The sequence below is a fragment of the Bacillus sp. 17RED48 genome, from assembly GCF_019837545.1.
Lineage (GTDB): Bacteria > Bacillota > Bacilli > Bacillales > Bacillaceae_G > Bacillus_A > Bacillus_A wiedmannii.
In genome coordinates this window covers 1-25,178 of record NZ_JADAXG010000020.1, presented here as the reverse complement: position 1 = coordinate 25,178, position 25,178 = coordinate 1, and the positions used below count along the sequence as shown (strand labels likewise).

Here is a 25,178-nt window from a genome sequence, read left to right as displayed (position 1 = left end):
GTATGGTGAGGCCTATAAGGGGATCATATCATTCAACATACTCTCTTATTTATTATTTTCTCTCTGTTGTTTTCGTCTATTTTGAAATTCTTTCAACAATGATGTTCGTTGTTTCTTATCCTTATTTTGTTCCTCGTTATTATCAACATACTTATTAAAATCCGTTGCAAGAAAATCTTTTGGATGCTGTTCTTTCATCGCCTTATTAGTTCTTTTATTTGCATTCGGAGAGATAATATTTTTCAAACCAAACTTTTCCTGATACTCAGTTATATAACTGTGGTGAGCCATTTGCAAAACAAAATCTTTATAATTCCAAACTTGTCTTTTTAGTTCCTCATTTTCACTCTTCAACTCTTTTACTTTATTTATTAATTCCTCTTCTCTTCTAAGACTATTATGCAACATTGTTTCTATAGGTGATAATAAAGAAATTATTTTTTCAGGATCATCTTTGAATTTCGTAACACAATCAACTACATTAGGAATTTCATAAACTTTTTCATCTTCCATAAAAAACTTTGTCCTCAAAGGCTCGTTTATCTCGTTAATATATGATTTCCCATACGCTAACCAAACATCTTTATTAAAAAAGTGATATTGCTCTGGTCTAGAATTATATAATTCTTTTGAAAATCTCACCATATCTGCAGGTCTTATTTTTTGAAATGGATTCTCTTTCCGATATAATAAAACCTGCTCCTTCAATTCATTTAAAGTTTCTATGTTGCTGTACTTACTAGGCCTCCCAGGCCCTTTTCTCCCTTTCAATAGCATGTCCCCCATTCTTAAAGCCAGCTATTAAGCTTAGCTAAGTCTTCTATTTCACCATTCAATAATTTAGTTTCTCTTGTCAAAGTTTCTTGTTCCACAGGATTATATGAAAGATTCTCTAAATCAATAAACATTTTTTTCCTTAGGTTTAATATGAAGTTTTTTCTTTTTCTTATTTTTTCTTCCTTCATACCTTGTAAATTTCTTATCTCTTTTTCATGTTTTTTGAATTCTTCTTTTGAAATCCACCACTTTGTACAAAAAACACAATTTGTTGATTCGCATTCCATGTTACTATCAGTACAATATCCATAGTCCATTTTTTCCCACCCTATTTTTGGATGGTTAGTTAAGAAGAATTTATTCTTTATATCCTGCAAAAATACATCTGACACTTCATCGTTAAAAAACAAATTACAATTCTTGTATATAGTTGTTAAATGATATACTTGAGACTGAATAAAATAATCTAAATGTTGTTGATAGTGATACTGTGAATCTAATTGTAAATGCCCACCATACCTTGCTATTGTTAAACGGTTAAAACCCTGTAAAATCATTGAGCAAAAAGCGAAGTGCCTTGTATCATTTAGTTTTATCCTATCAATCTCCTTTAAATCAAACCGTTGAATTACAATTTGCTCATAAAATTTATTTAATAATAGATATAGATTACTAATTTGAAAACGCTCAATATTATAATTATTATGATTAAAATTTGGAAAATAAATTTCTAATAAACTCCTATAGCACAAATATGAAACAAGCGTTTCAGTGGACCCATAAATTCTCGAATTATTTATATACCATTTAATTATTAAGTATAGTTCCTTATTAACTTCTATCTTATCTATAACATCTACATGCTTAGATAACCTTCTTTGTTTTTTTCTAGGTACGGTTATAAAGTATTTTTTATCTTTATAAAAAATACCTCCTCTTTTAATAGCACAGAATTCTGAAGGCCGCATGGGTATTATAGTTGTGATCTTCCACCATAGATATATTGGAAAGTAAAATAATTTCTCATCCTTATCCTTCAAATATATTTCTTTTTCAAAATAAAATTCAATTAAATATTTAAATAGATACACATCTTCAAATACTGGCAAATCTCTTATGTTATCTTGCGTATTGTATTTTTGTTGTATCAACCAAAGTTCATTAAAATAATCTTCTCTAGTATCGACATGTGAATAATCCAAAAAATTCATAACTGCCGATATAAAATTACGTTTCGTTTCGTCGCTTACGTCAACCTCTATTTTTATTCGATTACTTTTCTTATTCTCTATAGCACTTATCAGTTTTTCGATGTTACTTACATTAAAGTTATCAGAAATAAGTATTGCCTGCTTTACAAATGAATGTAGCCCCCTTGCATATGAGGTTGTAAATTTAGTTATTAACTCAATACTCCAACACTTTACACATTGCTTTATATTTAAATCACTAATCTCCTGAAAACGAAAAAACACATTACAGTTAGATTGATCTTGCCTATCCAGCATCCATTCATCATCTTCAAATGCTCCTCTTTTTATGGTTCCATTTAGTTGAAAATGATAAAATTTATTCTTTGAATCTTTTATAGACTCTTCATTAAAAACATTTTCTGATATTGAATCAATATATTCTTTATTATCATTTAATATACTCGACATAATTTCTCCTTTACATGTTATCTAACAAACTAAACTGCTCCATTAATCTTTCCTCACCACCTTCAATAAAAGACCAAACTTCCTCCTCTCCAAATTCTTCAATTGCTTGATAATATAACTCTAAACACTGCTCCAAGGTTCTTTGTTCCTTCTTTTTTTGACCATTAGTATTCGAAATTTTATATCTTTCTATACTATTCTGAATATCAGTGATAATAGTGGATATAGAATAAACATTAGGAATTACATAGTGACAAGATGTACATGAATCCTCCCCTGAGGATTTACAACATTTCGGGAATGAAAAACACTGCATATTTTTGGTTTTTGAAGGCATTTCTCTTAAGTATATTCTTCTAATATATTCAAAGGCTTCTTCAGGATCTAGCTCCCTAATCTCATTAATTACTGCTCGCTTCTTACCATCAATATTCCTTGCTATCTCACGACTTTCTACTTCATTAATAAAGCTGGCTGCCGATTCTAACTTTAAAATATCATATTTTTCTTTTATAGATACAATTAAATTGGTTCGTTCTGTTAAAGTATATTCACACTCTCTATCATAAGTAAGTACTTCCACTAATTGATCATATATATATCCAAATTCTCCACGATCAAATAAATGCTTTGATATATTTTCAATTCCACCTTCAAAATTATTTAATATATATTCTTTTGTTACGTTCGTCAGGTGATTTCTCATTTTTTGAATTAACTCAAAGAGTGAATTACTTTTACCTTTTCTTTGCTGAATCTCATAAAATAAATATGTCATTAAAGTTCTGTTCATCTTAAGGCTAGAAAATACGAAATTCCCACTATTTAACATTACACTCTGCTTAAAGAATTTTTCAGAAAAAATTAAAGAAAAATCCCCATTTTTAGAGAATGTGTTAATTAGTGATATTTGATTCGTATTTCTACGATGAAATTCACATATAATTAGTGCTATACTCATTGGAATAAGTAAATCTTTATGGCAAAAGAAATGTCTTTTCATTCCTGTCTTTGAAATGACCAATTCATAATTTGATAATTGATAAATAATTTTTTTTGCTTCAAAATCAGTTATATTTTTATTTTGCAGCTCATACATACTGTTGATATTTACAACTTCTGGTGTAATAGCTGGAATATCTATTATATCTGAATGCCTCCAAGCATTTGAACAATGAATCATGGAATATAACCAATATGATGCGTATTCATAATTTTTCATAGCATTTTCGCAATGAGTACTAACATCTTTATTAAAATTATAATACTCAATAAATATGTCAAACTCATACACTTCTATCAAATTTCTTGCCTCTGGCATTTTAGGTACATCAATTTTTCTGATTTTATATTTACATATTCGTTTATTATTACAATATTTTAAAAACATATACATATATCTTTGGTAACTATATCTCTCTTCATTTAATAACAATCTTTTTACTTGTTGAGTCTCTAACTTATATATTTCATCATTGAGCGTTTCTGTTAAATTTTTCAAAACTTTATACAAGTGTTCCGCAAGTTTAATAATTTCTCTACTATTAGCACTGGATTGATTTATTTTAAATTTAGCAAATTTAACGAATAACTTGTAGGTATCTTGTAATTTTTTAGGAATATTTAAATTTTCTACTGTCTGTAAAAGATATTGGATTGGGTTATTCGGCAAGATTTGTTCAAAATTCTTTGTATTTGCTCCCATCCTATTTAGCCTGTATATCTCAATCATTTCTTTGTTATATAAATGGTTACTTTTTACAAAATACCCCCTAGCTATAGCTGGGCACTCAATTTTCTCTAACTTTGGACTCACTGTTGCTCCTATTGTATTGACATTTAATCGAACTAACACCTCATCATACGAATAATAGTTAGCCCTCAGATGATCTACTTGTTTCTCAACCTCCCAAACTTCCTCTTTAAGGATATAATTTTTACGATTTTTATGAATAATAGTTAATGACTCTTTACATAAACGAAATTGAGATCTAGATAAATTCAATCTTTTTTGAACCTCTGGAACTGTATAATAGTTATTTTTCAAATCCAGTATTAATTCTACTTCACTTCTTAAATAATATGTTTCTTTTCTAAATTCGATAAATGGGATTGAGCCTCTTGATTTTCTACTCCTAATAGCACAAATGTCTAAATCTAAAATATTACATACTTTCTCCTCCAAAATATACTTTTTATTTAATCTAAACTCAAACTCATTTAAACTGTCCTTAGATACAAAATATCTATGAAAATTTATTGTAATGCCTTCTTTTAATACAATGGTCTCAAGTAATTCATGCTCACTTAACAAGTTGATATTATTTAATTCTTGTCTCCAAGTCGAGCCTATTTGTTCAATCGCTATTTTATAATTAACATAATTTTCTTTAATATCTTTTTCAAATGCTAACCATTCTTCTAACGAACTTTTAAGAATTCTTTCCCCTGTTTCTGTCTGTACTACCTTTATTTGTTTTATTTGAATTAATTTCTTTATTTTCGAATAACCAATACCGTACAACCTAGTAATTTTCTTTTTAGTTATTAAATTATCCATCTAAACATATCACCACCTATAACTAGAAATTAATTTCTGAAAAGGTTATTTCTCTCTCTTTGTTTATTTGTTCCTGAGAACGTTCTTGTAACCGTTCATTTAATTGTCTAATCTGACTAGCTGTATATAGACCCTCTAGTCCTTCTTGAATCTCATTTTGGACTCTCATTTGCGACATATAAACTAAAGCTGAATTTATATTCTTATCTCCTCTTAATAAAGCTAACTCATATGGAGATTTCACTAATTTTGTCATTAAGTTCGAATAAATCCCTCTCCCTATGTGTGTACTCCATGAATATTTGTTCAAATAACTAGCCCAAGGTGATCCATACTCTTGTAATCTTTTCAAAAAAAGATTTTTTACTTTCTGAAACTCTTTTTCATATACAGCTCCTGACATAGGATTTTGATTTTCATCCAAGAATAAAGCTTTAGATTTATTTTCATATTTTTTCACCTTATCTAAATGCAGTTTAAGTATGTTAGGTAAATATTCAACTATAACAATAGGCTGGATGCGTGGGTTTTTAACCCCTTCTTTATGTTGTGTTTTAAGGCGCGCGTGAAGTTCGGGATGCTTTTGAATATCCACGCTAACCCCTTTACTTCCGTAACTCCCCTTAAGTCTTAAACTACCCAGAGTTAAATTTATAACCTCCCCCCTTCTAAGACCACCAAATATTTCAAAATAAATTCCTAAAGCTATTTCAGGTGCAATTTCTAACGCTGTTTCTATAAAAGGTGTAATTAAGTTCTGATCGGGAAAATCATTCAATTTCATTCTTTTCATATGTCTAGATGGGAATTTCAATCTATCTTCTGCAAAAATAGAATAAGTGGAATCACAACGTACAGAAAGCTCAATCTCTTCAATTAGTTTCTTAGATTTTAGGTAGAAATAAAATTGGTTGAGATATCTTTCTTTTAATATTAATGTATTTAATTTATTCCCTTTATCCTCATTACAAAAATTTAAATAATCAATTCCATGTTTAACTTTTAAACCGCTTATACTTTTTAATTGATAAGCACCTTTACTTTCAAAAAATACCCAATTCAAAAACTGTACAATAGCCTCTGCTGCTCCTTTTTGAGTACTATGATTATCATCTCTAGCATATTTCGTCTTTATAAAATCTGTAACGGGATGAGGAAGAAAAAATTTTGTTTTTTTATCTTCAATAACAATCGTAACTCTTTCGCTATACTTATTATTAGCCTTTTCCAATAGAGAACTTTTCACTGAAAATTTTATTCTCATTTTTTGTATCCCTCCCTTAATTCTTTTGTATATCTTATATTCCCTCTAATAGGTTATAAGAATTTTTTTGTTTTGAGCTAAAATAAAAAATTTTATGTAACTTAACATATTCTGTTAGTACATAAAGTTTTTTTAAACCATCTAGATTCAATTCCTATAAACTTAAAAATATTGATTTTCAAAACAGTAAATTCTTATTATGCATTCTCTAATAAAAACATGTAACAGCAACAAAGTTTTCTATTTCCTATGGTTATAATTCAAACTAAAATACTCACTTTATATAAATCATCGAATATTTAGACGTACAGGAGCATTCTTTAATCTTACATCAGTAGTTGCAAAAGTAGCGTTTAACTGTCTAGTAATCTCATTATACACAGGAGCTTCTTTTTTAGGATCTTTAATCGTCACAGCAATTACAAATGGAATCTTCACTTTTTCATCGAGGTTTCTCCAATTTGGTAACACTTCTAAAATCAATTCTCCTGTACCCTTTCTTCCTGCTGGGCTCTTAAACTCTACTTGTTTAACATTTGACCACTTATGCTCATTTGCCATTCGATCTCTTTCCCATTTCTCTGCAAAATCAATATCGTTCTTACTACCTTTTGTGATTTTATCATAGGAACTTCCCACTTTTGTTCTTATTCTTACATCTAAGTTACATCTGCAATACTCACTACCAAATCTAGCTGAGAGAGGTGTGTCGTACACCATAGTAACTAGAATATTGCCTCTAATTTTCCCGAATTCATCATTAACAAGTGAATCAGGGAAAGGAAACTCTTCAATTTTAATCCAGTTTGTCCCCTGATAAGAATCAATTTCTCCTTCTAAAATCAAAGTTATTTCATGTTCATCTCCATATAACACTTCTGAGATTCGTTTTGGAATACCATAACCACATTCATAATGTTCCGAAATTTCATTGATGCGTTTATTACTTTGAGGATGGCTTGCACTATGAACCAATAAAGCCTTTGCCATCATTGGGTTCATTTGTCCCGGATACAAACTATAGTATTCAGCTAATATTGCAGAAACTATTGGTGTTGAAAAGCTTGTTCCGAAATCTCCTATTTTTTTACCTTGTTCATTTATGGAGTAAATAGGATTTTCTAACGGATTCCCACTATAATGAACAACATCAGGTTTAATAGATAATCCGATACCCGGTCCCTTCCGAGAATAAGGAACAATCATATTTTGTTCAACTGCAGCATGAGATGAACTTTCTAACGCAATTGCACCAACAGTCACTCCTCTTACCGAATCACTAGGCAGGGTAATTCTTCTTTCTTCTTCATTAGAAGCATTCCCAGTAGCAATTACAAATAAGACATTGTGTTTTTTCTGTAGTTCGTCTATAGCTGCAGTAAATTCTGAAACAATTCCTGAACACATTCTATTACTAGAAAGAGACAAATTCCATACTTTATACTGACTAGAATGGTCCTCCAGCGCTTGCTCAAGAGAAGCTAATAAATCATCTTCTCTTACTTTTTCTTTTTCAGGATCCGGTAATACAGTAACATCTAATACTTTCACACCAGTATCTACTATATTTGTTAATGTTGGATTTACCAAATGTCCATAGTTCATCATACCTACAACAAAGTTACCATGATAGTTATCTTGATTACTTGGAATTACATAAGGATCCTCATCTGTAATCCATGAACGTAGATGATAATTATTTGGACTTATCCCTGAATCTACTACCGCCACAATTGGATAGTTTTGACCTTCGGTAGGCTGTAAAGCTTCTATCACTTCATCTTCTACGAACATTTCTTGTGAACCGGATTCAAAGTAAACAAAACTTGAAACAGATTCTACTCCAGGGAAACTTGAAGTAGCTTTTAGAATTTCATCATTTATATATGGAATAGCATATACATCTATTGAATTAATAAAGTTAAGTTTTTTGATTCTATTTCTTTTAATTCCAAAATTTTTTAGGTTTTTTAAAAATGCTCCGAAAACCATTTCATTTACATCTGCATTACCGTAATTAAAAAAACGAACCTTAAATTCTTTATCTTTTTTTATATACTCCAAAGAAGTATTGGTGATTCCTTTCGTAACCGATTCATGAGTGTAAAGCTTTATACTTTTAATACATGTTAATTGATGAATAATTTCATACCATTTCGTCTTACTTTTTGTAACAACATCCTTCTCATCTTTAGTTACAAGCCAATCTCTTCTATTTCTTGGCACTTCCTCTAGTGCATCATAAATTAATTGAATAAAGTCCTCCAGAGATGATTTTGAAGCCCCAATAATAATTTCCCCTATTTCTTGTATTGCTATGATATCACTATTAATTCTATTTAAAATCACTGCTGGACGGTGTGATTTTGCGATTTTACCATCAGCTAATTCTAATATAATAGGGAATGGATATTCACTTTTATCTTTAATATGTTCATCATACTCTTCTAATTGTTGGTCTAAAATATTTTGTAACTGCACAATAAGCAACTTGAAATGTTTCTTAATTTGCAGTTCTTCTTCATAAAACCAAACTTTTGGCGAGGGAACTATTTTTGAAGGGTTCCCTCGCATTTTATCATTTGCTCTAATATTTACGTATTTGGCAGAAAAATCTTCTCTATTCATTCAACTCTATCTCCTTGTGAATTTTTCTTAGTTCACTTCTAATGGTGTTGTGATGACATTTAAAAATCTGCCCTAATAATCTTTGACTTATATTAGGATCAGTTTTTAACAAGAATTTAATTTTTTCTCTACGTACAGAATCTAAATCCCCTGTTAAATCAACAGTTGTTGGAACATAACTAAAATAGCAGTCTATAAAGTCAAGAAATTCCACCTCCCGATGTTGTATAACCGCAGTTCGTATAGATCTCTTTACAATTTGTTCAATATCAGCAACAGATTGATTCTCAAACAAATTCACCAAAATTTCTATGAAATTCTGATTAATATGATTATACCCTATTTCTTCTAATATGTGGTTAATAATCCCATAACGATTTTCAGTATTTGGATAATTTATGTGTATTCTCGTACTAAACCGTCTCCAAATTGCTTTATCAAGTAAATTCTCATGATTAGTCGCAGCAATTAAAACACTTTTATCATTTAATAGATCTATATTTTGTAACAATGAATTTACTACTCGTTTCAGTTCTCCTAATTCATTAGGATCATCTCTTAATTTTGCAACTGCATCAAATTCATCTAAAAACAGGATACACGGTGTTTTTGATGCATACTCAAACAACATTCTTATATTTTTTGAAGTACTACCTAAATATGAAGAAATAAGAGTATCTAAGCGTGCTAATACAATAGGTAAATTTAATTCCCTTGAAATATGTAATGCTAATTCGGTTTTGCCACACCCTGGTGGGCCATATAACAAAAGTGTCGACGGCATATTAAGACCGTATGAAGCAAGCTGATCCAACTCCTGATAGGAGGCAATAAACTCATCTACCTGTTGATTAACCGTTAAATTATAAATAAGTTTTTTTTCTTGTACTTCATTTGGCATAATAATAGAGGCTATTTCAAGCTTCGTTTCATGATCAAAAGGTACTTGTTTAAATGAACTTGCGAAAACTTCATTCGGATCGTTACCTGTTCTCGCTAATATTTTTTCTATCCTTTCAGATTTTTTGTCTTCCCCTGCTGTTTTCAATTTTTTTGCAAGCAGTATTGAATAATCACTAATTTTTTGTTTGTCTCCTCTTAGCCCTCCCTCAATAATTTTTAACAGTTCTGCATAATACTTCACACTATCACTCCCAATCATTCATCCTTATCCAAAAGATTAAAACTACATCCAATATATTTAATTATATATCCAGCTTATATCTTTTATTATCCATTTATTATCAAATAATATCCAAAACAATAGAATAAATCAACAATATTCACCTAATATATACTATTTCATATTTTTAAATTTTGAAAACTAATAAGATTCTTTTGTTTTGTTATAGATTGTTATATATTCTTAAAATTATCTCTCACAAAACAACATTTCTTTTATTTAGAACATAGATAAACCATTTATAAATTATTATTTCTACACCATTGTATTTATTTTTACTCCCTCTAGAAGGTAAGTGTTATAAACATAAAAAACCTCGCATCCTACTTGCTGATGCGAAGTTCTCACTCTAATATTTTTTGTTCTTTTCCATATAACGATTGAAATTTAACGATTACATTCATTTATTAGATGAATTCTCCATAAAACTCATTTTCCAACTAAAAAATTCATTTTCAGAGTTCTTTTCATAACTTAATATTGCATCAAACTTGTTTCCTTTTTTACTTGTCAAACCTTTGGTTAGTACTTCTCCATCTTTTAGTAACTTTTTAACCATTGTTTTATTTGGCTTCTTTTTCATAGTTGCTAAAAACTTATCATTTTTCCAAATAACAAATTTGCATCCATTCTTCCAATCCGAACATCCGAACCCTTTTTGTCCCTCAACAATAGAACCAGAACAAATTGGGCATTTCCCTAAAACCTCTATCTTTCTTGGTTCTCTCGTAGCATGATGCAAAATAACATCTTGATCATTTTTTATCATTTCGACTGATTTTCTTGTAAAATCAAAGATAAAGTTTAGAAAGACACTTCTACTCACTTTCTTTTTCTCCATATCCGACAGTGCTTTCTCCAATTTACCCGTAAATTCCAAATCAAATAGCTCTTTCACAGGAAACGTTTCTACAATTTTATGACCTAATTCACTACATAATAAACTTTTATCTTTTGAAAAAACATAACCTATATCCTTCAGTTTCTTAATTGTTTCCGCTCTAGTAGCTGGTGTCCCTATACTAAAACCACTTAAAACAGCTTCTTCTTCATCATAATTCTTCCCACAAGTCTCCATTACACGTAATAAGGTTTTTTCGGTATGATGCTTTGGTGGCTTTGTTACATGAGAAATAACTTCCGCATTTGTAATTTCAAGGTCTTCTTTAACTTCTACAAATGGTAGCATATTATCTTTTGATTCAATTTTCTCGACTTTACGCCACCCTTCAACAATTTGAACACGACCTTTTGCAATAAATAATCCCTTTATAGAAGAATCACTGATTTTTATTTGAATACGTGTTTCTTCATGCTCTGCTACAGGCATAAATTGCATGATAAAACGGCTTTTGATTGCTGTGTATACAATTTGTTCATCACTTGTTAAAGACTTAGGGATCACGTATGTAGGCATAATAGCACTATGACTTTCAACTTTTGCATTATTAAATACTCGTTTCGTTTTAACAAAAGAGATTTCATCCTCATATGGTAATCCTTTTTTTACTGCTTCTAGAACTTTAGCTGCTCGTCCAACTAAACTTTCCTCTAAAGCCGTACTTCCCGTACGAGGATAAGTAATATATTTTTTCTCGTATAAAGACTGCGCCACTTTTAATACTTTATCAGATGTCCATCCTTTGTATTTACTTGTAACATAACCTTGTAAATTAGATAAATTAAACAGAAAAGGGGGATATTCTTTTTTTCGCTCAACTTGTTTATCTCGAACTACACCTAACGAACGTTGTAATTTAGTATAAATTTCATCTAAAGTAGCCTTAGTTTTAAATTTATCTTCTTGCTCTTCCATATAAGTTGCTTCAAATTCTTCTTCTCGTTTTGTTTTGAATGTAGCAACTAATTTATAATAATTTTCTGGTACAAAATTTTCAATTTCTTTGTCACGATCATAAATAACCTTTAAAGTAGGTAATAAAACTCGCCCTATGTTTAACGCCTGTCCTCCTCCTTTTTGATATTTGAGTGTCGCAACAGATGTTAAATTAATCCCAATCGCCCAATCTGCCCATTGTCTACTAACACCCGCATCTTGTAACGGGCGTAAATCTGAATTCGGACGTATTTGCTTCAAACCAGCATTTACTTCATCTGGTGTCCATTCATTTAGTAATAAACGATATACATGTTTTGATGCTTTTATATTATAAATAACGCTATCACCAATGACTTGTCCCTCACGATCATAATCACACGCTGAAATAATTGAATTGACATCATCTCTAAAGAGTAAAGAGCGAATTGTATCAAGTTGTTTTTTTGCTCCACTATCAACTTTCTCTCTATTTTTCGGGCTACTTTTCACCTTATATTGAAATTTCTCAGGAATAAAAGGAAAATTATCCATATGCCACTTGGCCATTTTTTCATCATAATCTTTCGCATCATACAATTGAAGCAAATGACCAAATGCCCAAGTGACAATATAATTATCCCCTTCATAAAAACCATCATTTCTTCTTTTTATGTTTAATGCATCAGCAATGTTTTTAGCAACGGAAGGCTTCTCTGCTATAATTACCGCTTTCAATGTGAACCCCTCCTATATCATTTGGATTGTAACTTTTAAAATATCGGCATTAATTCTACTGCATCCGTTAATTCATCATGAGAATTTTTCAAATATCTTGTTGTAGTGGAAATATGGCTATGTCCAGCTAATCGACGAACTTTCTCAATATCATTATTGGTTGCCTTTAACATCCATGTACAAAATGTATGCCTAAACATTCGTGGCGTTAATTTTTTCCCCGATGTACTATAATTTTCAATCATGGTCTGAATTCCACGAATTGAGAACTTTCCAGTACTTTCTCGGGATCTTGTCAAAAACAAACGAAAGTATTTGTATTATAACGTAATTAACTGATCATTACATCTTTCTTAAACATAAAATAGTGAACTGCACCCCAATTGTTAGACTGTGTCTAACAATTGGGGTGCAGTTTTTCTATGGCTAAATTTACAGCTGATGAAAAAATACAAATCGTTCTACGTTATTTGAACGGAAATGAAAGTTATCGAGAAATGGGTAGATCGCTCGGTATAAGTGACACAATCATTTTGAATTGGGTAAACCAATATAAACAGAATGGTCTGGAAGCTTTTCTAAAACGATGTACAAATTACACACAACAATTTAAACTAGACGTACTAAACTTTATGATTGAAAACGGTATGTCCTTATTTGAGACGGCAGCTATCTTTAATATTCCTGCCCCTTCAACGATTTCTGTTTGGAAAAAACAGCTCGAAACACAAGGAATTGATGCCCTTCAATCTAAGAAAAAGGGGCGTCCATCCATGAAAAAAGATTCAAATAAACAATTAAAACAACCTTTAGCTGAAGGGTCAGTCGAAGCACTTGAAGCACGCATTAAACAGCTTGAGATGGAAAATGAATACTTAAAAAAGTTAAATGCCTTAGTTCAAAACAAGGAAAAGTCACAAAACAAGACAAAGCGCAAGTAGTCTATGAATTAAGGCATAAATATTCGGTGAAGGCACTCGTGGAGCTAGCTACTATTCCTCGAAGCACGTATTATGATTTAGTAAAGAAAATGAATCGTCCAGATATAGATGCCGATTTGAAAGCTGAGATTAAAGCGATTTATGAGGAAAATGAAGGTCGTTATGGTTACCGTCGCATTCGTGATGAATTAACGAATCGTGGCCAGAAAGTGAACCACAAGAAGGTTCAGCGCATTATGAAAGAGCTTGGGGTAAAGTGTGTTGTGCGTATGAAGAAATATAAATCCTATAAAGGAAAAGTCGGTAGAATGGCACCTAATATTTTAGAGCGTAATTTTCATACAGATGCACCGAATCAAAAGTGGGTAACAGACATCACAGAGTTTAAACTGTTTGGAGAAAAACTGTATGTATCACCTGTATTAGATTTGTATAATGGTGAAATTATTACCTATACAATTGGTTCTAGACCGACGTATTCGCTTGTTTCAGACATGTTAGAGAAAGCATTGGAACGTTTACCTGAAACGCACCAGCTACTGATGCATTCGGATCAAGGATGGCATTATCAAATGAGACAGTACGTCCGTACTCTTGAATCAAGAGCTATCGTCCAGAGTATGTCTCGAAAAGGCAACTGTTACGACAACGCAGTAATAGAAAATTTCTTTGGGATTATGAAGTCGGAGTTCCTCTACATAAAAGTATTTGAAAATGTAGAGCACTTTAAAATAGAATTAGAAAAATATATAGATTATTATAATACGAAACGGATTAAGGCAAAATTAAAAATGAGCCCGGTACAATACCGGACTCACTTTTATCAAGCTGCCTAATGAAATAACCGTGTCTAACTTTTAGGGGTCACTTCATTCTTACGTGCTATTTTTCTCCATAACTCAAGCATACTTTACTATGTTTATAAATCTGTATCCTCACAAATGCAATTGTAAACAATAAAAAACGTGATTTCTTAAAGAATCGCATTTTTTATTGTGAGCTTATATAGTAGCGAAACCTTTCGGCTTTGCTTTGTATTCGTAAAACATAACTAGCCAATTTTGACAAAGTTACCCTGTATGTTAAGGATGTCATCTTTACATGAAAATCCCATAACTATTTGTTTATAAAATATAGTTTTATTAAACAATTGTTTAATATATATCGAAATAAAGGGAACCCAAACTAGATTCCCTTTATTTTTTAACACAAAATAATAATTTTATAAGGTGTAAGTTGAGCCGGAATAATCATGGTTGTCATACTATATGGGATAGTGAATAACATTGCAAATTTATTTTAGTTTTGTAACACTCTTAATCTTCAAACACATTATTTCAATGTATTTTTTATTCACTGAATACACAAAAAACTATTTCTATCCTATGATTTTTTTGCTTACCGTTAACTGATACTTATATATTTTTCTTATTCATCATATAACTTTGAATTATTTTCGTTTTTTGTTTCACCATCTCTTATTAACATCGATGTTTTCTAATACTGGCAAATCATAACTGCTATAACTGCTTATTATTTTATAATCTTGTAATGATACTGTCGCGTTTAGAGGGAATCTAGGCAAATATTGACTTCTATGGTCTAATGCTACCCATGGTGTTGTTACTACTGTTCCATCCATACGCTTCAATGTATACTCATGCGCTTTTACAAATCTTGAATATCTAACTGGAAATGGATTGAAATTTGTAAATCCATAACTCGAATGTCTAGATCCTAAATCCCTAGCAGCATAGGACTCGAGATTATTTAAGCTACTTAGAATCCCCCTCTTAAAAGGAGTCGAGTTACTTCCAAATCTTAAACCCCAATCTTCACCTATTGTCATATCTATCATATTTCTCATGCTTTCTTGTGCATTGGGAAGTATCCCTGTTATTTCTTCGTAAGGTCCTCCTCTATCTCCAGAAAGAACCTCATCTGACCATAATCTATGCCAATACTGTGTATATTCTAATACATAATAAGGACTTACTTCCATTCTTCTATCTATTGGAAGTACATCATTTACATATAGACATGGTATCAATGCACTTCCTATATTTGCTCGTGGTGCTGGATTTGGACCTGTTGGACTTGGACTTGGACCTGAATCATTCAAACTCGTTAATACAGGTGGTAATCCTAACCTTCCTCCAGTTGGTAGTGTTGGAAGCGAGATATTATCCATGTTTTCAGGTCTGAATCGGAATAATGTTTCGGCAGTACTTTGTATAGCAGTAATTGATACCAACCTATTGATGTTGTGACCACATATATTTATTACTGCATCTTGTGATCTTAATCTAAAATTAGTAGTAGTTACATTTTCTTTTCTAATTCTTTGGTTATTATTAGCACCATCATACAAATTAGAGATTACTAAATATCCATGTGTACTATTAGGTATAACTTCTAAGACTCGCCCATTCCCTTTATTAGCAATAAAAAAATCACCAGCATCTGCTTGATAAAAAACAAAAAGTTGAGATTTATTCAAAAATCGAACCTGTTCATTAACTACTGTATTTGCAACACTTACCCTTGAACAATTCCCATAGCCCCTCTCAAGCTCTTGCCCCACAGTCGTGTTCATTGCATCTAAAACACGATGACCGTTATTATTCGTATTAATATTTGTAATCGTTTGAAATCTTTTGCTTTCATCAGGTAAATTAGGTGCATTAAATTGTGTTGGACTACAGCTATAATAATTTTTATTTTCATGATTTTGCTTTTGTCCATTTGACATATATTGATTGTTATATTCTTCCCTACTTTGTTTTTGCTCGTATTCATATTTACCTTGCTGACAACCACAATTACAAGATACACCATGATTTTGATGCTTATATTCATTATTCTGCTCATGCTTACGTTGTTCTGAATTCATATGTTTCACTCCTTAGGTAATATTTACATTTTTCTATTTTCTTTTTACAACCACATTTAACAAATATATGACAGGTGTCTTTCTAAAAATTCGTAATTCCTATATTTATTCCTTTTAAAATATTTCTACAAATAAACCCAACATTTTTAATAACACAAAAAAGAGCTCTGTTTTTCACAGAACTCTTTTTTCAATTTCGTTTAATCCAACGAATTAAACCCTTGCATTTTCAAAACAAAAAAAACATGATAAATTTTTCATTTTATTTTTATTCATGAAATGAAAATAAACTTTCGAATATTTTTTCACTTTCCAAACATTAATTTTATAGGATTTATAACACTCTATCTATTTACAGGTGAAAACATCAAAAAGTATACATTCAAAACGCTGTTTTATAGGGCTATATTAAAAGCGTTTTGTAAATTCTAATATAACTTTTATAAACAACCTATAGCAATATTTTATTCTTTGCAGGAATAGTCGTTCTTTTATCAAAATATGTATAACATTGAAATTCAAATCAGAACTGGAGGAACATTTATGAATCATAATAACAATAATAATGAATACGAAATTATTGATTCACATACTTCATCTTATCCTTCGAACAGAAATAGTAATCATTCTAGATACCCTTACACAAATAATCCAAATCAACCATTGTCAAATACAAATTACAAAGATTGGTTAACTATGTGTCAAGGGAATCAACCATATCGTGATAAGCCTCAAACTCTTGTGGATACTGGTGTCGCAATTAGTACCGGTCTGATTATACTCGGTACAATTATGACTGGTTTTCCTGCTTTGACACCATGGGGAATTGGTATTGTATCTTTTGGAACTTTATTACCTGTTCTTTGGCCAAGTGGAGAAACTGATAAAAGAGTTTGGATTGAATTTATGGAATATGGAGGAACTATTTTTAAACCTTTGCTTGAAAATCAAAAAGAGAAAGCACAGGGAATTTTGCAAGGATTTCACTTACCAATAAACAGCTATCAAAATGGAATTACTACCTGGCAAAACCTAAGAAAAAGTCATATTCCAGGAACACCGCCATCTTCAGCATTACGGGAGGCTGCTAGAGTTGCTAGAACGAGAATAGACATAGCTAATAGCGCTCTTTCAAGAATCTCTGAAATTCAATCTGCACAATTTGGAGCAGCAATACTACCTTTCTATGCACAAGCTGCCACTTTACATTTAAATTTATTATCACAAGCTGTTCAATTTGCAGATCAATTAAAAGCAGATGCGGAGAATCAACCAACTCAAGATGCTGGAACATCAGATGAGTATCATCGTCTTTTAAAACAATATACACAACAATATACTGATTATTGTGTAAAAACATATCAAGAAGGTTTAACTACACTTAAAAATGCTCCCGACATGACATGGAATATATACAATACATATCGTAGAGATATGACTCTTCTTGTATTAGATTATATTGCAGTATTCCCTAATTTTGATATACGTCAATATCCAACAGGTACTCACTCAGAACTTACTAGAGAAATTTATACTAATGCTTTGATAAAAGAGAGGCCAAATCCTCCTATACCAATACCTATTGCTCAAAGAGAAACGGAGTTAACAAGACCTCCACATTTATTCTCTCGCCTGAATAGATTATTTCTTTTTTCAACCACAGACCCTTCACCATCAGCATTAAGTGCTGTTCAAAACGGTTTTACCTTTACAAATAATAATAGTGTCCAAGATAGTCAAATTTATAGACTAATAAATTCACCGGAACCAACTGAAAATAGACAACAAATTATTATTTCGAATACCGATGTTTATCGCATAGAACTCACACTTAGGCAAAATTATTTTATTACACATAATATAAACTTTTATACACTTGATGGAATTACACGTAGGTACAATTCAGGATCTACACCTGAGACTCCAACAATAATTAATTTTCAATTACCTGAATTCTCAGCAGATAAGATTCCTCCTTATGGTCTTGGTACTAAGTATTCTCATATCTTATCTTATATGAAAATTAGTCCTAACAGACACAACATAGCATTACCAAATGAAAGACATTTATCATTCGCTTGGACACATACAAGTGTTAATTTTGACAATGAAATTTCTAATCAAATAGTTACACAAATCCCGGCTGTAAAAGCTAGGTCTTTAGATACATCATCTTCTGTTATATCAGGTCCTGGTCATACAGGAGGGGATTTAGTTCTTTTTAGAAGTAGAATGGAGTTTCAATGTTTTGTACCAACTGAAACAAAATACAAAATTCGCATGCGATATGTTGCATATTCTCCTAATAATTCAATTAACCTAACATTAAATATAACAGGCAAAGTAAATTATGGTCTCCGGGCTCTAAATATACGTTCCACCGTTCCATCAGAAAAAGATGCAGTAAACCCTAAATATAATGACTTTCAATATCTATATTTTCACACTCAAGACCCTAATGAAATAGCAATAGTAAACTTCTATTCACTTACTAACATGACTTTACTATCAAACAATTTTGCTGGTAATACACTAGTTATAGATAAAATTGAATTTTTACCAGTCACTCAAACATTAGAAGAAAACTTAGAAACACAAAAATTAGAAAAAATCCAACAAACAGTGAATACATTTTTCACAAATCATACAAAAAATATTTTGAATATAGAAACAACAGATTATGAAATTGACCAAACTGCCATCTTAGTAGAATCCCTATCAGAAGAACAATATCCACAAGAAAAAATGATACTTCTCGATACCATGAAACAAGCAAAACAATTTAGTCAATCACGAAATTTACTTCAAAATGGAGATTTTTCATCTTTTATAGGTTGGACAATAAATAACGATCTTACTCTTCAAACAAATAACCCTATTTTCAAAGGACAATACCTTCATATACTAGGAGCAAGAACAACAGAAATTGACAATACAATATTCCCAACCTATGTCTATCAAAAAATCGATGAATCGAAATTAAAACCATATACACGTTATGTAGTCAGAGGATGTATCAGCAATAGTAAAGATTTAGAACTATTTGTTACAAGATACAATAAAGAAATTCATAAAATTCTAAATATACCAAATGATTCTTCCCACATGAATGCTGAAATACAAACCAATTCATATGAAGCACAATCCTATTCTTTTAGGAATGAAAACAACAATCTAACAAATCAACAATCACCATATCCAACTACATCTAATCATTCAGGTTACAGTGAATCAACACTGATCTCTTCAAATTTTGAAAATGAAAATGCATTTTCATTTTCAATTGATACAGGAAACCTAGATTTTAATGAAAATCTAGGTATTGGGATTCTATTCAAAATTTCTAATCCAGATGGATACGCTGCGTTAGGAAATTTAGAAGTAATAGAGGAACAACCTTTAACAGAAGAAGAAGTAAACCGAGTTACAGAAAAAGAAAATAGATGGAAACAAGTTAGAAATAATCAACAAAAAGAAACAGAGCAAGCATATTACCAAGCGCAACAAGCCATTGATGCATTATTTATTAATTCACAACATCAAATGTTAAAAATAGAAACAACTATACAAGATATTGTTGTGGCTGAAACTTTTATAGACAAAATCCCTTATATCTATAAAGAATGGTTACCAAATGAACCAGGTATGAATTATACCCTATATCAAGGTTTAAAACAGCAAATTTCACAAGCTTATATGTTATATCGAAATAGAAATCTCATTCAGAATGGTAATTTCATCAATAGCACAACAAATTGGTTTACATCACCAGATGCCAAAGTACAACAAATAGACAATACGTCGATACTGGTTATCCCAAACTGGAGTACACAAGTATCTCAAAATATAAACTTACCACAACAAAATCATCAATATCTGTTACGTGTCATTGCCAAAAAAGAAGGTATAGGAAATGGATACGTGAAAATCAGTGATTGTACAAAGCATGTTGAAACCCTTATATTTACTTCTTGTGATTATAATAACAATGCAATGTGGAATGAACCTATGGGATATGTAACAAAAACAATGCATATAACTCCGCATACAAATCAGGTACGCATTGATATTGGAGAAACGGAAGGTACTTTTAAAATAAATAGTGTAGAATTAATTTGTATAAAAAATTGAATAAAGACTGACGCAGAATATATATTCTGCGTCAGTTCAGGCTGTGGAGAAAGTCTTCTCCACAGCCTGTTTTTGTGTCTGAACCTCTTTTTATGTGTCAACACTGATAAAAAAGAGGAAAAGGAGAGAGTTTTTATGATGGGTGCTTTAAAAAATCATCGTGATGAACGTGTATCTGTTTCTGTAGAAGAGTTGGTTCCACAAGATCATTTCCTTCGTGCGATTGAAGCGACAATTAGTTTTGATTTTATTGAAGAGAAATTACGCCCTTATTACTGTGAAAACAATGGACGTCCGTCAATCCATCCTATTGTTTTATTTAAGTTGATGTTTATAGGATGTTTTTATGGCATTAGCTCCGAACGTCACCTAGAAAAAGAAATCAAAACAAATATTGCATACCGTTGGTTTTTAGGATTTCCCCTATCAGATGTGATTCCAGATTATTCTACAATCAGTTGGAATCGTCGTACTCGTTTCATTCATACAAACATTTTTGAAGAAATCTTTGATGAGATTGTACGTCAAGCGACACAGCACCGTATGGTGGGAGGACGCACATTGATGACAGATTCTACACATATTAAGGCTAATGCCAATAAAAATAAGTTTGTATATAAATAAAAAAAGAAAAGCCAATGTTTTATATAGATGAACTAGAAGCTGCGGTTATCGAAGATCATGAGGTACATGAAAAAAGAATTAAACCCTAGAAAGGAACGTGATACCCCTACTAAAAAACTCGGATAAGTACAACTGATCTAAATAGTGGATTTTTAATGAGGGATGGAAAACCAAACGGTTTTCATTTCTTAGATCACCGTACGACTGATGCGAAGTACAATGTGATCACCGATACTTATATAACGGCTGGAAATATAGCAGATTCCGAGCAGTATTTAGCAGAGGGCACTAAAAAACTTGCATTTTTTATAAATAAATTCGTTTTAGAGAAAGATAGGGCGCTTCTTGTTCAATTTTGAACAGGAAACGCCCTGATTTTTTGCCTATTTATTACCCTTTTTCATTCAGAAGCTTCAAGATTCTTTTTAGATTGACGGCGAATATCGCCGTTGCTCCCTAAATTTTCCAAACGAATCCGGAACCGATGCTTGATCGTACCCGTGTTTATTTTTTAACTCACTATTTTTTGCTTCGATTTTATAGCGTTCTCGAGCTAAGCATTTAAATTCTTCTGTTTCTTGAAAAGCTTGTTGGTCTAAATGTTCCTCTGATTTAATGGCAACAGAATAGGTTTTAGTTTTTGCGCCTTCTTTAAAATATCCTTCCCGGAGTGGACAGACCTTACATTTTTCAACGTCAAAAAAACGGTTCCATTGCAAAGTTTTTAAAATGAAGCTACACTGTAGGGAAAATGTATTGAGGAGAATGATACGTGAGATATTTTAAAGGAAAACAGTTCAAGAAAGACATTATTTTAGTAGCCATTGGCTATTACTGTCGTTTTTTTAAGCTATCGTGATGTATCTGAGATTCTTAAGGAACGTGGTGTGTCAGTTCATCCAACAACTATCATGCGTTGGGTTCATGAAGATGGCAATCTAATCTATCAAATGTGGAAGAAGAAAAACAATTCGGCACTCCATGCTTGGCATTTGGATGAGACGTATATCAAAATCAAAGGAGAATGGTGTTATTTATATCGTGCCATTGATAGTGATGGACATACACTGGACTTTCAACTCCGAAAAACACGTAATCATCAAGCTGCTTATGCCTTTATGAAAAGACTGGCAAAACATTTTGGAGAACCATCGATTCTTACGACAGACAAGGCCCCGGCTTTACTTTGTGCATTCAAAAAATTACAGAAAGCCGAGTATTATACACATACCAAACACTGTACCATTAAACATCGAAATAATCTCATTGAACAAAATCATCGACATGTCAAACGCCGGTTTGTGAAATCAGCTGGATTTCAAACCCTTCGTCATGCTTCTCGTACCATCAAAGGAATTGAAACGATTCAGGCTATACACTGAAAAGGCGAAATCTTCAAATAAATCTCGCCTTTTCAGTGTATTTAGTAATATCAAATACTATTTCAGTGATTTTAGGAAATGTATATTGAATACCTTGTTTTATAAAAGCTTCAATTGAAACTTTAAAAACATATTCATTGTTTGAAAAATTAATAATTTTAAGAGTACCATTGCTAGAATCACCAAAAATAGGTCCGGAAAAAAATAGACCATCATTAGTAGTAAATGAATGAAGATTACTATGAGCAATTAGAGAAATTTCTTTACTATCATCAGTATTTAATGTGTAAAGATCAAGACCTTTTAACCAAGTAAATAAACTTGGTCTACGTGTAAGTGATTGTTCTAAGTCCCCAATAATTATATTAGGACTTAGGTATGGATCTGCTAATGAAGTTGTATAAATTTCTCTTGTGAATTCTGGTATGAGACCTAGAGGGTATTTATATATATCATAGCTTGAAAAAAGTGAAACAATATCTAATACAGTAATAGTCATTTCTCTACGATAATCGTTAAATCTATTCCAATCTATATTCTGTGTATTTATTAATTCATTTAAACCTTGATGATACCAATGAGTACAATGATAAGTATAATCATTTGTACGTTCTAATTATCTATCATAAAATTCTTTTATTACAGCTTTTCAATACCCCCATTTTTCACCATATATTAACATATCCCTTAATAAAAGTAGATGTAAATTAGCAGCTTGTGCGTATATGCTTAATAATAATATTTCATGTTTATCACTTGCAAAATGAGGCATTGAAGCTTCAAAAAGATTATCAAGTTCACTAAAATTTTTTGTTAAATTATCTAAAGCAGATTTATCATTTTGATCATTAAACCATGTTCTAAAAGATTTGCTATATAATTTTATATTATTGTCTATACCTTTTAGAGTGTTTATTGCATAGCTTCTTACTTGTTGGTCAATGGATCGTTTTAAGTGTTCTTCAATATTTCTTATAAATTCTTGCCATACTGGTTGAGCCTCTCCTCCTGTTTCTTCAGGAGGCCAAAGGAAGGAAAGTAATGAGCCTAATAATATTAGTCCTGTTCCTATTACCACAGTCACTGGTGTTGGAATAGCGACAAAAATAGCACCGTTTACATTTATAGCAGTAACAACAGCATCTTTAAGTGCAGTAGGAGTTATTTCAAAATTTTTACCATATTGTTGATTTTGTTGACACATATTAAGCCAATCTTTGTAATTGGTGTTTTGTAATAGCTGATTTGGATTATTTGTGTAAGGGTATCTAGAATGATTACTATTTCTGTTCGAAGGATAAGATGAAGTATGTAAATCAATAATTTCGTATTCATTATTATTGTTATTATGATTCATAAATGTTCCTCCAGTTCTGATTTGAATTTCAATGTTATACATATTTTGATAAAAGAACGACTATTTCTGCAAAGAATAAAATATTGCTATAGGTTGTTTATAAAAGTTATATGAGAATTTACAAAACATCTCCAATAGAACCTTATAATACAATGATTTGAAAGTATATTTTCCATTTGTTACGTTTCGCCTTCTTCAGTAAAATAAGTTTGTTTTTTAGTCATATAACTAGTTTTCATATTATTTTCATGTAAAAAAATGGGTGTATACTTTTTAATTGCCCAATCAATAGGCTTATGTACCACATATCTTATTTGTGGTATAAAAAAAGCCGGAGGCGGTTAACATGACAAGAAGACGCTTTTTTGACTTATGTGAAGGCGATTGAATTAAAGTGTATTCTGCAGAAAGATTTGAAGGAGAAGTTATTTTTATTCAGTTTACAGAAGAAAAATGTGAGAACTTTATTTACTGAATTATTATTTGATGGCCAAAACTGACCAAATAATGAGATTAGTATACCAAGACCTGTCCCGATAGTTCCAAAATCAAAAAAACTTAAAATTGTATTCGCAATGCTCAAAGTTGTCAAGGTTGCATCCTTTACAGAACTTGTGGTTGACGATATATCTACATTAGATTTCTTACAATCAGCTAGACAATCTTTATAATTTGACTCTTTAGCTAATGGATATCTTGGATACCTGTTTGATTGACTAAAATCATTGGATAAAGACTCTATTATTTGAATTTCATTTTGATTATCTTGATTCATATGCTCTCCTCCATTCATAATATTTCCCTAACTTAGTGTCCCATAAATGTTGATAGGTCCATTTTTATAAATTCGTAATGCTTCTATGTATTCCTCTAAAAATTTTTCTACAAATAAACCCATTATTATTGGATGAAGGTATTGCATGTATTTTTTAAAGCCTCAGATTTCTGTAGAAGGTTCTGGTGCAACAAAACTAAACAATTTGAAAATGTTCTCTCAAACTTGGCCATACTGGTACTACTATTTAACAAAGTGTGTGATCAATATGGGAAAAGAAAATATATTCAAATGGAAACATTATTAGCCTGATATCATTGTATTAGCGGTACAGCCCCAGTCTTCGTGATTTGGTGGAAATGATGGAAGAAAGAGGATTACCCTTGGTCCATACAACGATTATACGATGGGTTCATCAATATGTCCCTAAATTAAATGAGCGTATTCG

12 protein-coding genes and 5 pseudogenes are annotated in these 25,178 nt (G+C 31.2%); 4 read left to right on the top strand and 13 right to left on the bottom strand.

Annotated elements, in window-relative coordinates:
- Positions 1–45: 45 nt before the first annotated feature.
- From ILT06_RS31255 to ILT06_RS31220, 8 genes and pseudogenes are all read right to left on the bottom strand, one after another.
- The gene (locus ILT06_RS31255) at positions 46–771 is read right to left on the bottom strand and encodes a hypothetical protein (RefSeq protein WP_098827172.1); all 726 of its coding nucleotides are present in this window, start codon (positions 769–771) and stop codon (positions 46–48) included.
- 17 nt (positions 772–788) lie between these two features.
- Positions 789–2,438 carry a site-specific integrase gene (locus ILT06_RS31250; protein WP_222655934.1) on the bottom strand — a complete coding sequence of 550 codons (1,650 nt, stop codon included), beginning with the start codon at positions 2,436–2,438 and terminating at the stop codon, positions 789–791.
- 10 nt (positions 2,439–2,448) lie between these two features.
- Positions 2,449–4,998: a hypothetical protein gene (locus ILT06_RS31245; RefSeq protein WP_222655933.1), complete on the bottom strand. Its 2,550-nt coding sequence runs from the start codon at positions 4,996–4,998 to the stop codon at positions 2,449–2,451.
- A 22-nt stretch (positions 4,999–5,020) separates the two neighbouring features.
- Positions 5,021–6,262, bottom strand: a complete 1,242-nt coding sequence (locus ILT06_RS31240) for a hypothetical protein (RefSeq protein ID WP_222655932.1) — start codon at positions 6,260–6,262, stop codon at positions 5,021–5,023.
- A 288-nt stretch (positions 6,263–6,550) separates the two neighbouring features.
- Positions 6,551–8,890 carry a S8 family peptidase gene (locus tag ILT06_RS31235; RefSeq protein ID WP_222655931.1) on the bottom strand — a complete coding sequence of 780 codons (2,340 nt, stop codon included), beginning with the start codon at positions 8,888–8,890 and terminating at the stop codon, positions 6,551–6,553.
- A complete protein-coding gene (locus ILT06_RS31230) occupies positions 8,883–10,034 on the bottom strand; it encodes an AAA family ATPase (protein WP_222655930.1) in 1,152 nt (383 codons plus the stop codon). Before ILT06_RS31230 ends, ILT06_RS31235 begins: the two co-directional genes overlap by 8 nt.
- Before the next feature lie 439 nt (positions 10,035–10,473).
- Positions 10,474–12,627 (bottom strand): type IA DNA topoisomerase, encoded by a 2,154-nt coding sequence (locus tag ILT06_RS31225; protein ID WP_222655929.1) that lies wholly within the window; start codon positions 12,625–12,627, stop codon positions 10,474–10,476.
- Positions 12,628–12,662: 35 nt separating this feature from the next.
- Positions 12,663–12,899: pseudogene (locus tag ILT06_RS31220) on the bottom strand (tyrosine-type recombinase/integrase); the annotation flags it as partial.
- A 150-nt stretch (positions 12,900–13,049) separates the two neighbouring features.
- Here ILT06_RS31220 and ILT06_RS31215 point away from each other — a divergent pair.
- A protein-coding gene (locus ILT06_RS31215) for an IS3 family transposase (RefSeq protein WP_222655928.1) occupies positions 13,050–14,404 on the top strand; the annotation gives its coding sequence in 2 pieces (ribosomal slippage) (positions 13,050–13,503 and positions 13,503–14,404; 1,356 coding nt in all).
- A gap of 632 nt (positions 14,405–15,036) precedes the next feature.
- Here the strand turns inward: ILT06_RS31215 and ILT06_RS31210 are convergent.
- Complete coding sequence (locus ILT06_RS31210) at positions 15,037–16,461, bottom strand: hypothetical protein (RefSeq protein WP_222655927.1); 1,425 nt, start codon at positions 16,459–16,461, stop codon at positions 15,037–15,039.
- A 543-nt stretch (positions 16,462–17,004) separates the two neighbouring features.
- Between ILT06_RS31210 and ILT06_RS31205 the strand changes: the two genes are divergently transcribed.
- Together ILT06_RS31205 and ILT06_RS31200 are read left to right on the top strand one after the other, a co-directional pair.
- Positions 17,005–20,592 (top strand): insecticidal delta-endotoxin Cry8Ea1 family protein, encoded by a 3,588-nt coding sequence (locus ILT06_RS31205; RefSeq protein ID WP_222655926.1) that lies wholly within the window; start codon positions 17,005–17,007, stop codon positions 20,590–20,592.
- A 135-nt stretch (positions 20,593–20,727) separates the two neighbouring features.
- Positions 20,728–21,536, top strand: a pseudogene (locus tag ILT06_RS31200) (transposase); the annotation flags it as partial.
- Between the two features lie 70 nt (positions 21,537–21,606).
- On the opposite strand, the pseudogene ILT06_RS31195 reads toward ILT06_RS31200, so the two are convergent.
- Positions 21,607–21,920 (bottom strand): annotated as a pseudogene (locus tag ILT06_RS31195) (transposase); the annotation flags it as partial.
- Between the two features lie 68 nt (positions 21,921–21,988).
- On the opposite strand from ILT06_RS31195, the pseudogene ILT06_RS31190 reads away from it, so the two are divergent.
- Positions 21,989–22,687, top strand: a pseudogene (locus ILT06_RS31190) (IS6 family transposase).
- Here ILT06_RS31190 and ILT06_RS32975 read toward each other — a convergent pair.
- From ILT06_RS32975 to ILT06_RS31175, 3 genes and pseudogenes are all read right to left on the bottom strand, one after another.
- Positions 22,612–22,962, bottom strand: a complete 351-nt coding sequence (locus ILT06_RS32975) for an insecticidal delta-endotoxin (protein WP_308010639.1) — start codon at positions 22,960–22,962, stop codon at positions 22,612–22,614. The pseudogene ILT06_RS31190 and the gene ILT06_RS32975 sit on opposite strands and share 76 nt — an antisense overlap.
- A gap of 99 nt (positions 22,963–23,061) precedes the next feature.
- Positions 23,062–23,802: pseudogene (locus ILT06_RS32970) on the bottom strand (insecticidal delta-endotoxin Cry8Ea1 family protein); the annotation flags it as partial.
- A 523-nt stretch (positions 23,803–24,325) separates the two neighbouring features.
- Positions 24,326–24,730 (bottom strand): hypothetical protein, encoded by a 405-nt coding sequence (locus ILT06_RS31175; RefSeq protein ID WP_222655923.1) that lies wholly within the window; start codon positions 24,728–24,730, stop codon positions 24,326–24,328.
- Positions 24,731–25,178 lie beyond the last annotated feature (448 nt).

Coding starts and splice junctions, on each gene's coding strand:
- ILT06_RS31250 (WP_222655934.1), bottom strand. CDS start 2,438: ATGTCGAGTATATTAAATGATAATAAAGAATATATTGATTCAATATCA.
- ILT06_RS31245 (WP_222655933.1), bottom strand. CDS start 4,998: ATGGATAATTTAATAACTAAAAAGAAAATTACTAGGTTGTACGGTATT.
- ILT06_RS31240 (WP_222655932.1), bottom strand. CDS start 6,262: ATGAGAATAAAATTTTCAGTGAAAAGTTCTCTATTGGAAAAGGCTAAT.
- ILT06_RS31235 (WP_222655931.1), bottom strand. CDS start 8,890: ATGAATAGAGAAGATTTTTCTGCCAAATACGTAAATATTAGAGCAAAT.
- ILT06_RS31210 (WP_222655927.1), bottom strand. CDS start 16,461: ATGAATTCAGAACAACGTAAGCATGAGCAGAATAATGAATATAAGCAT.
- ILT06_RS31205 (WP_222655926.1), top strand. CDS start 17,005: ATGAATCATAATAACAATAATAATGAATACGAAATTATTGATTCACAT.
- ILT06_RS31175 (WP_222655923.1), bottom strand. CDS start 24,730: ATGAATCAAGATAATCAAAATGAAATTCAAATAATAGAGTCTTTATCC.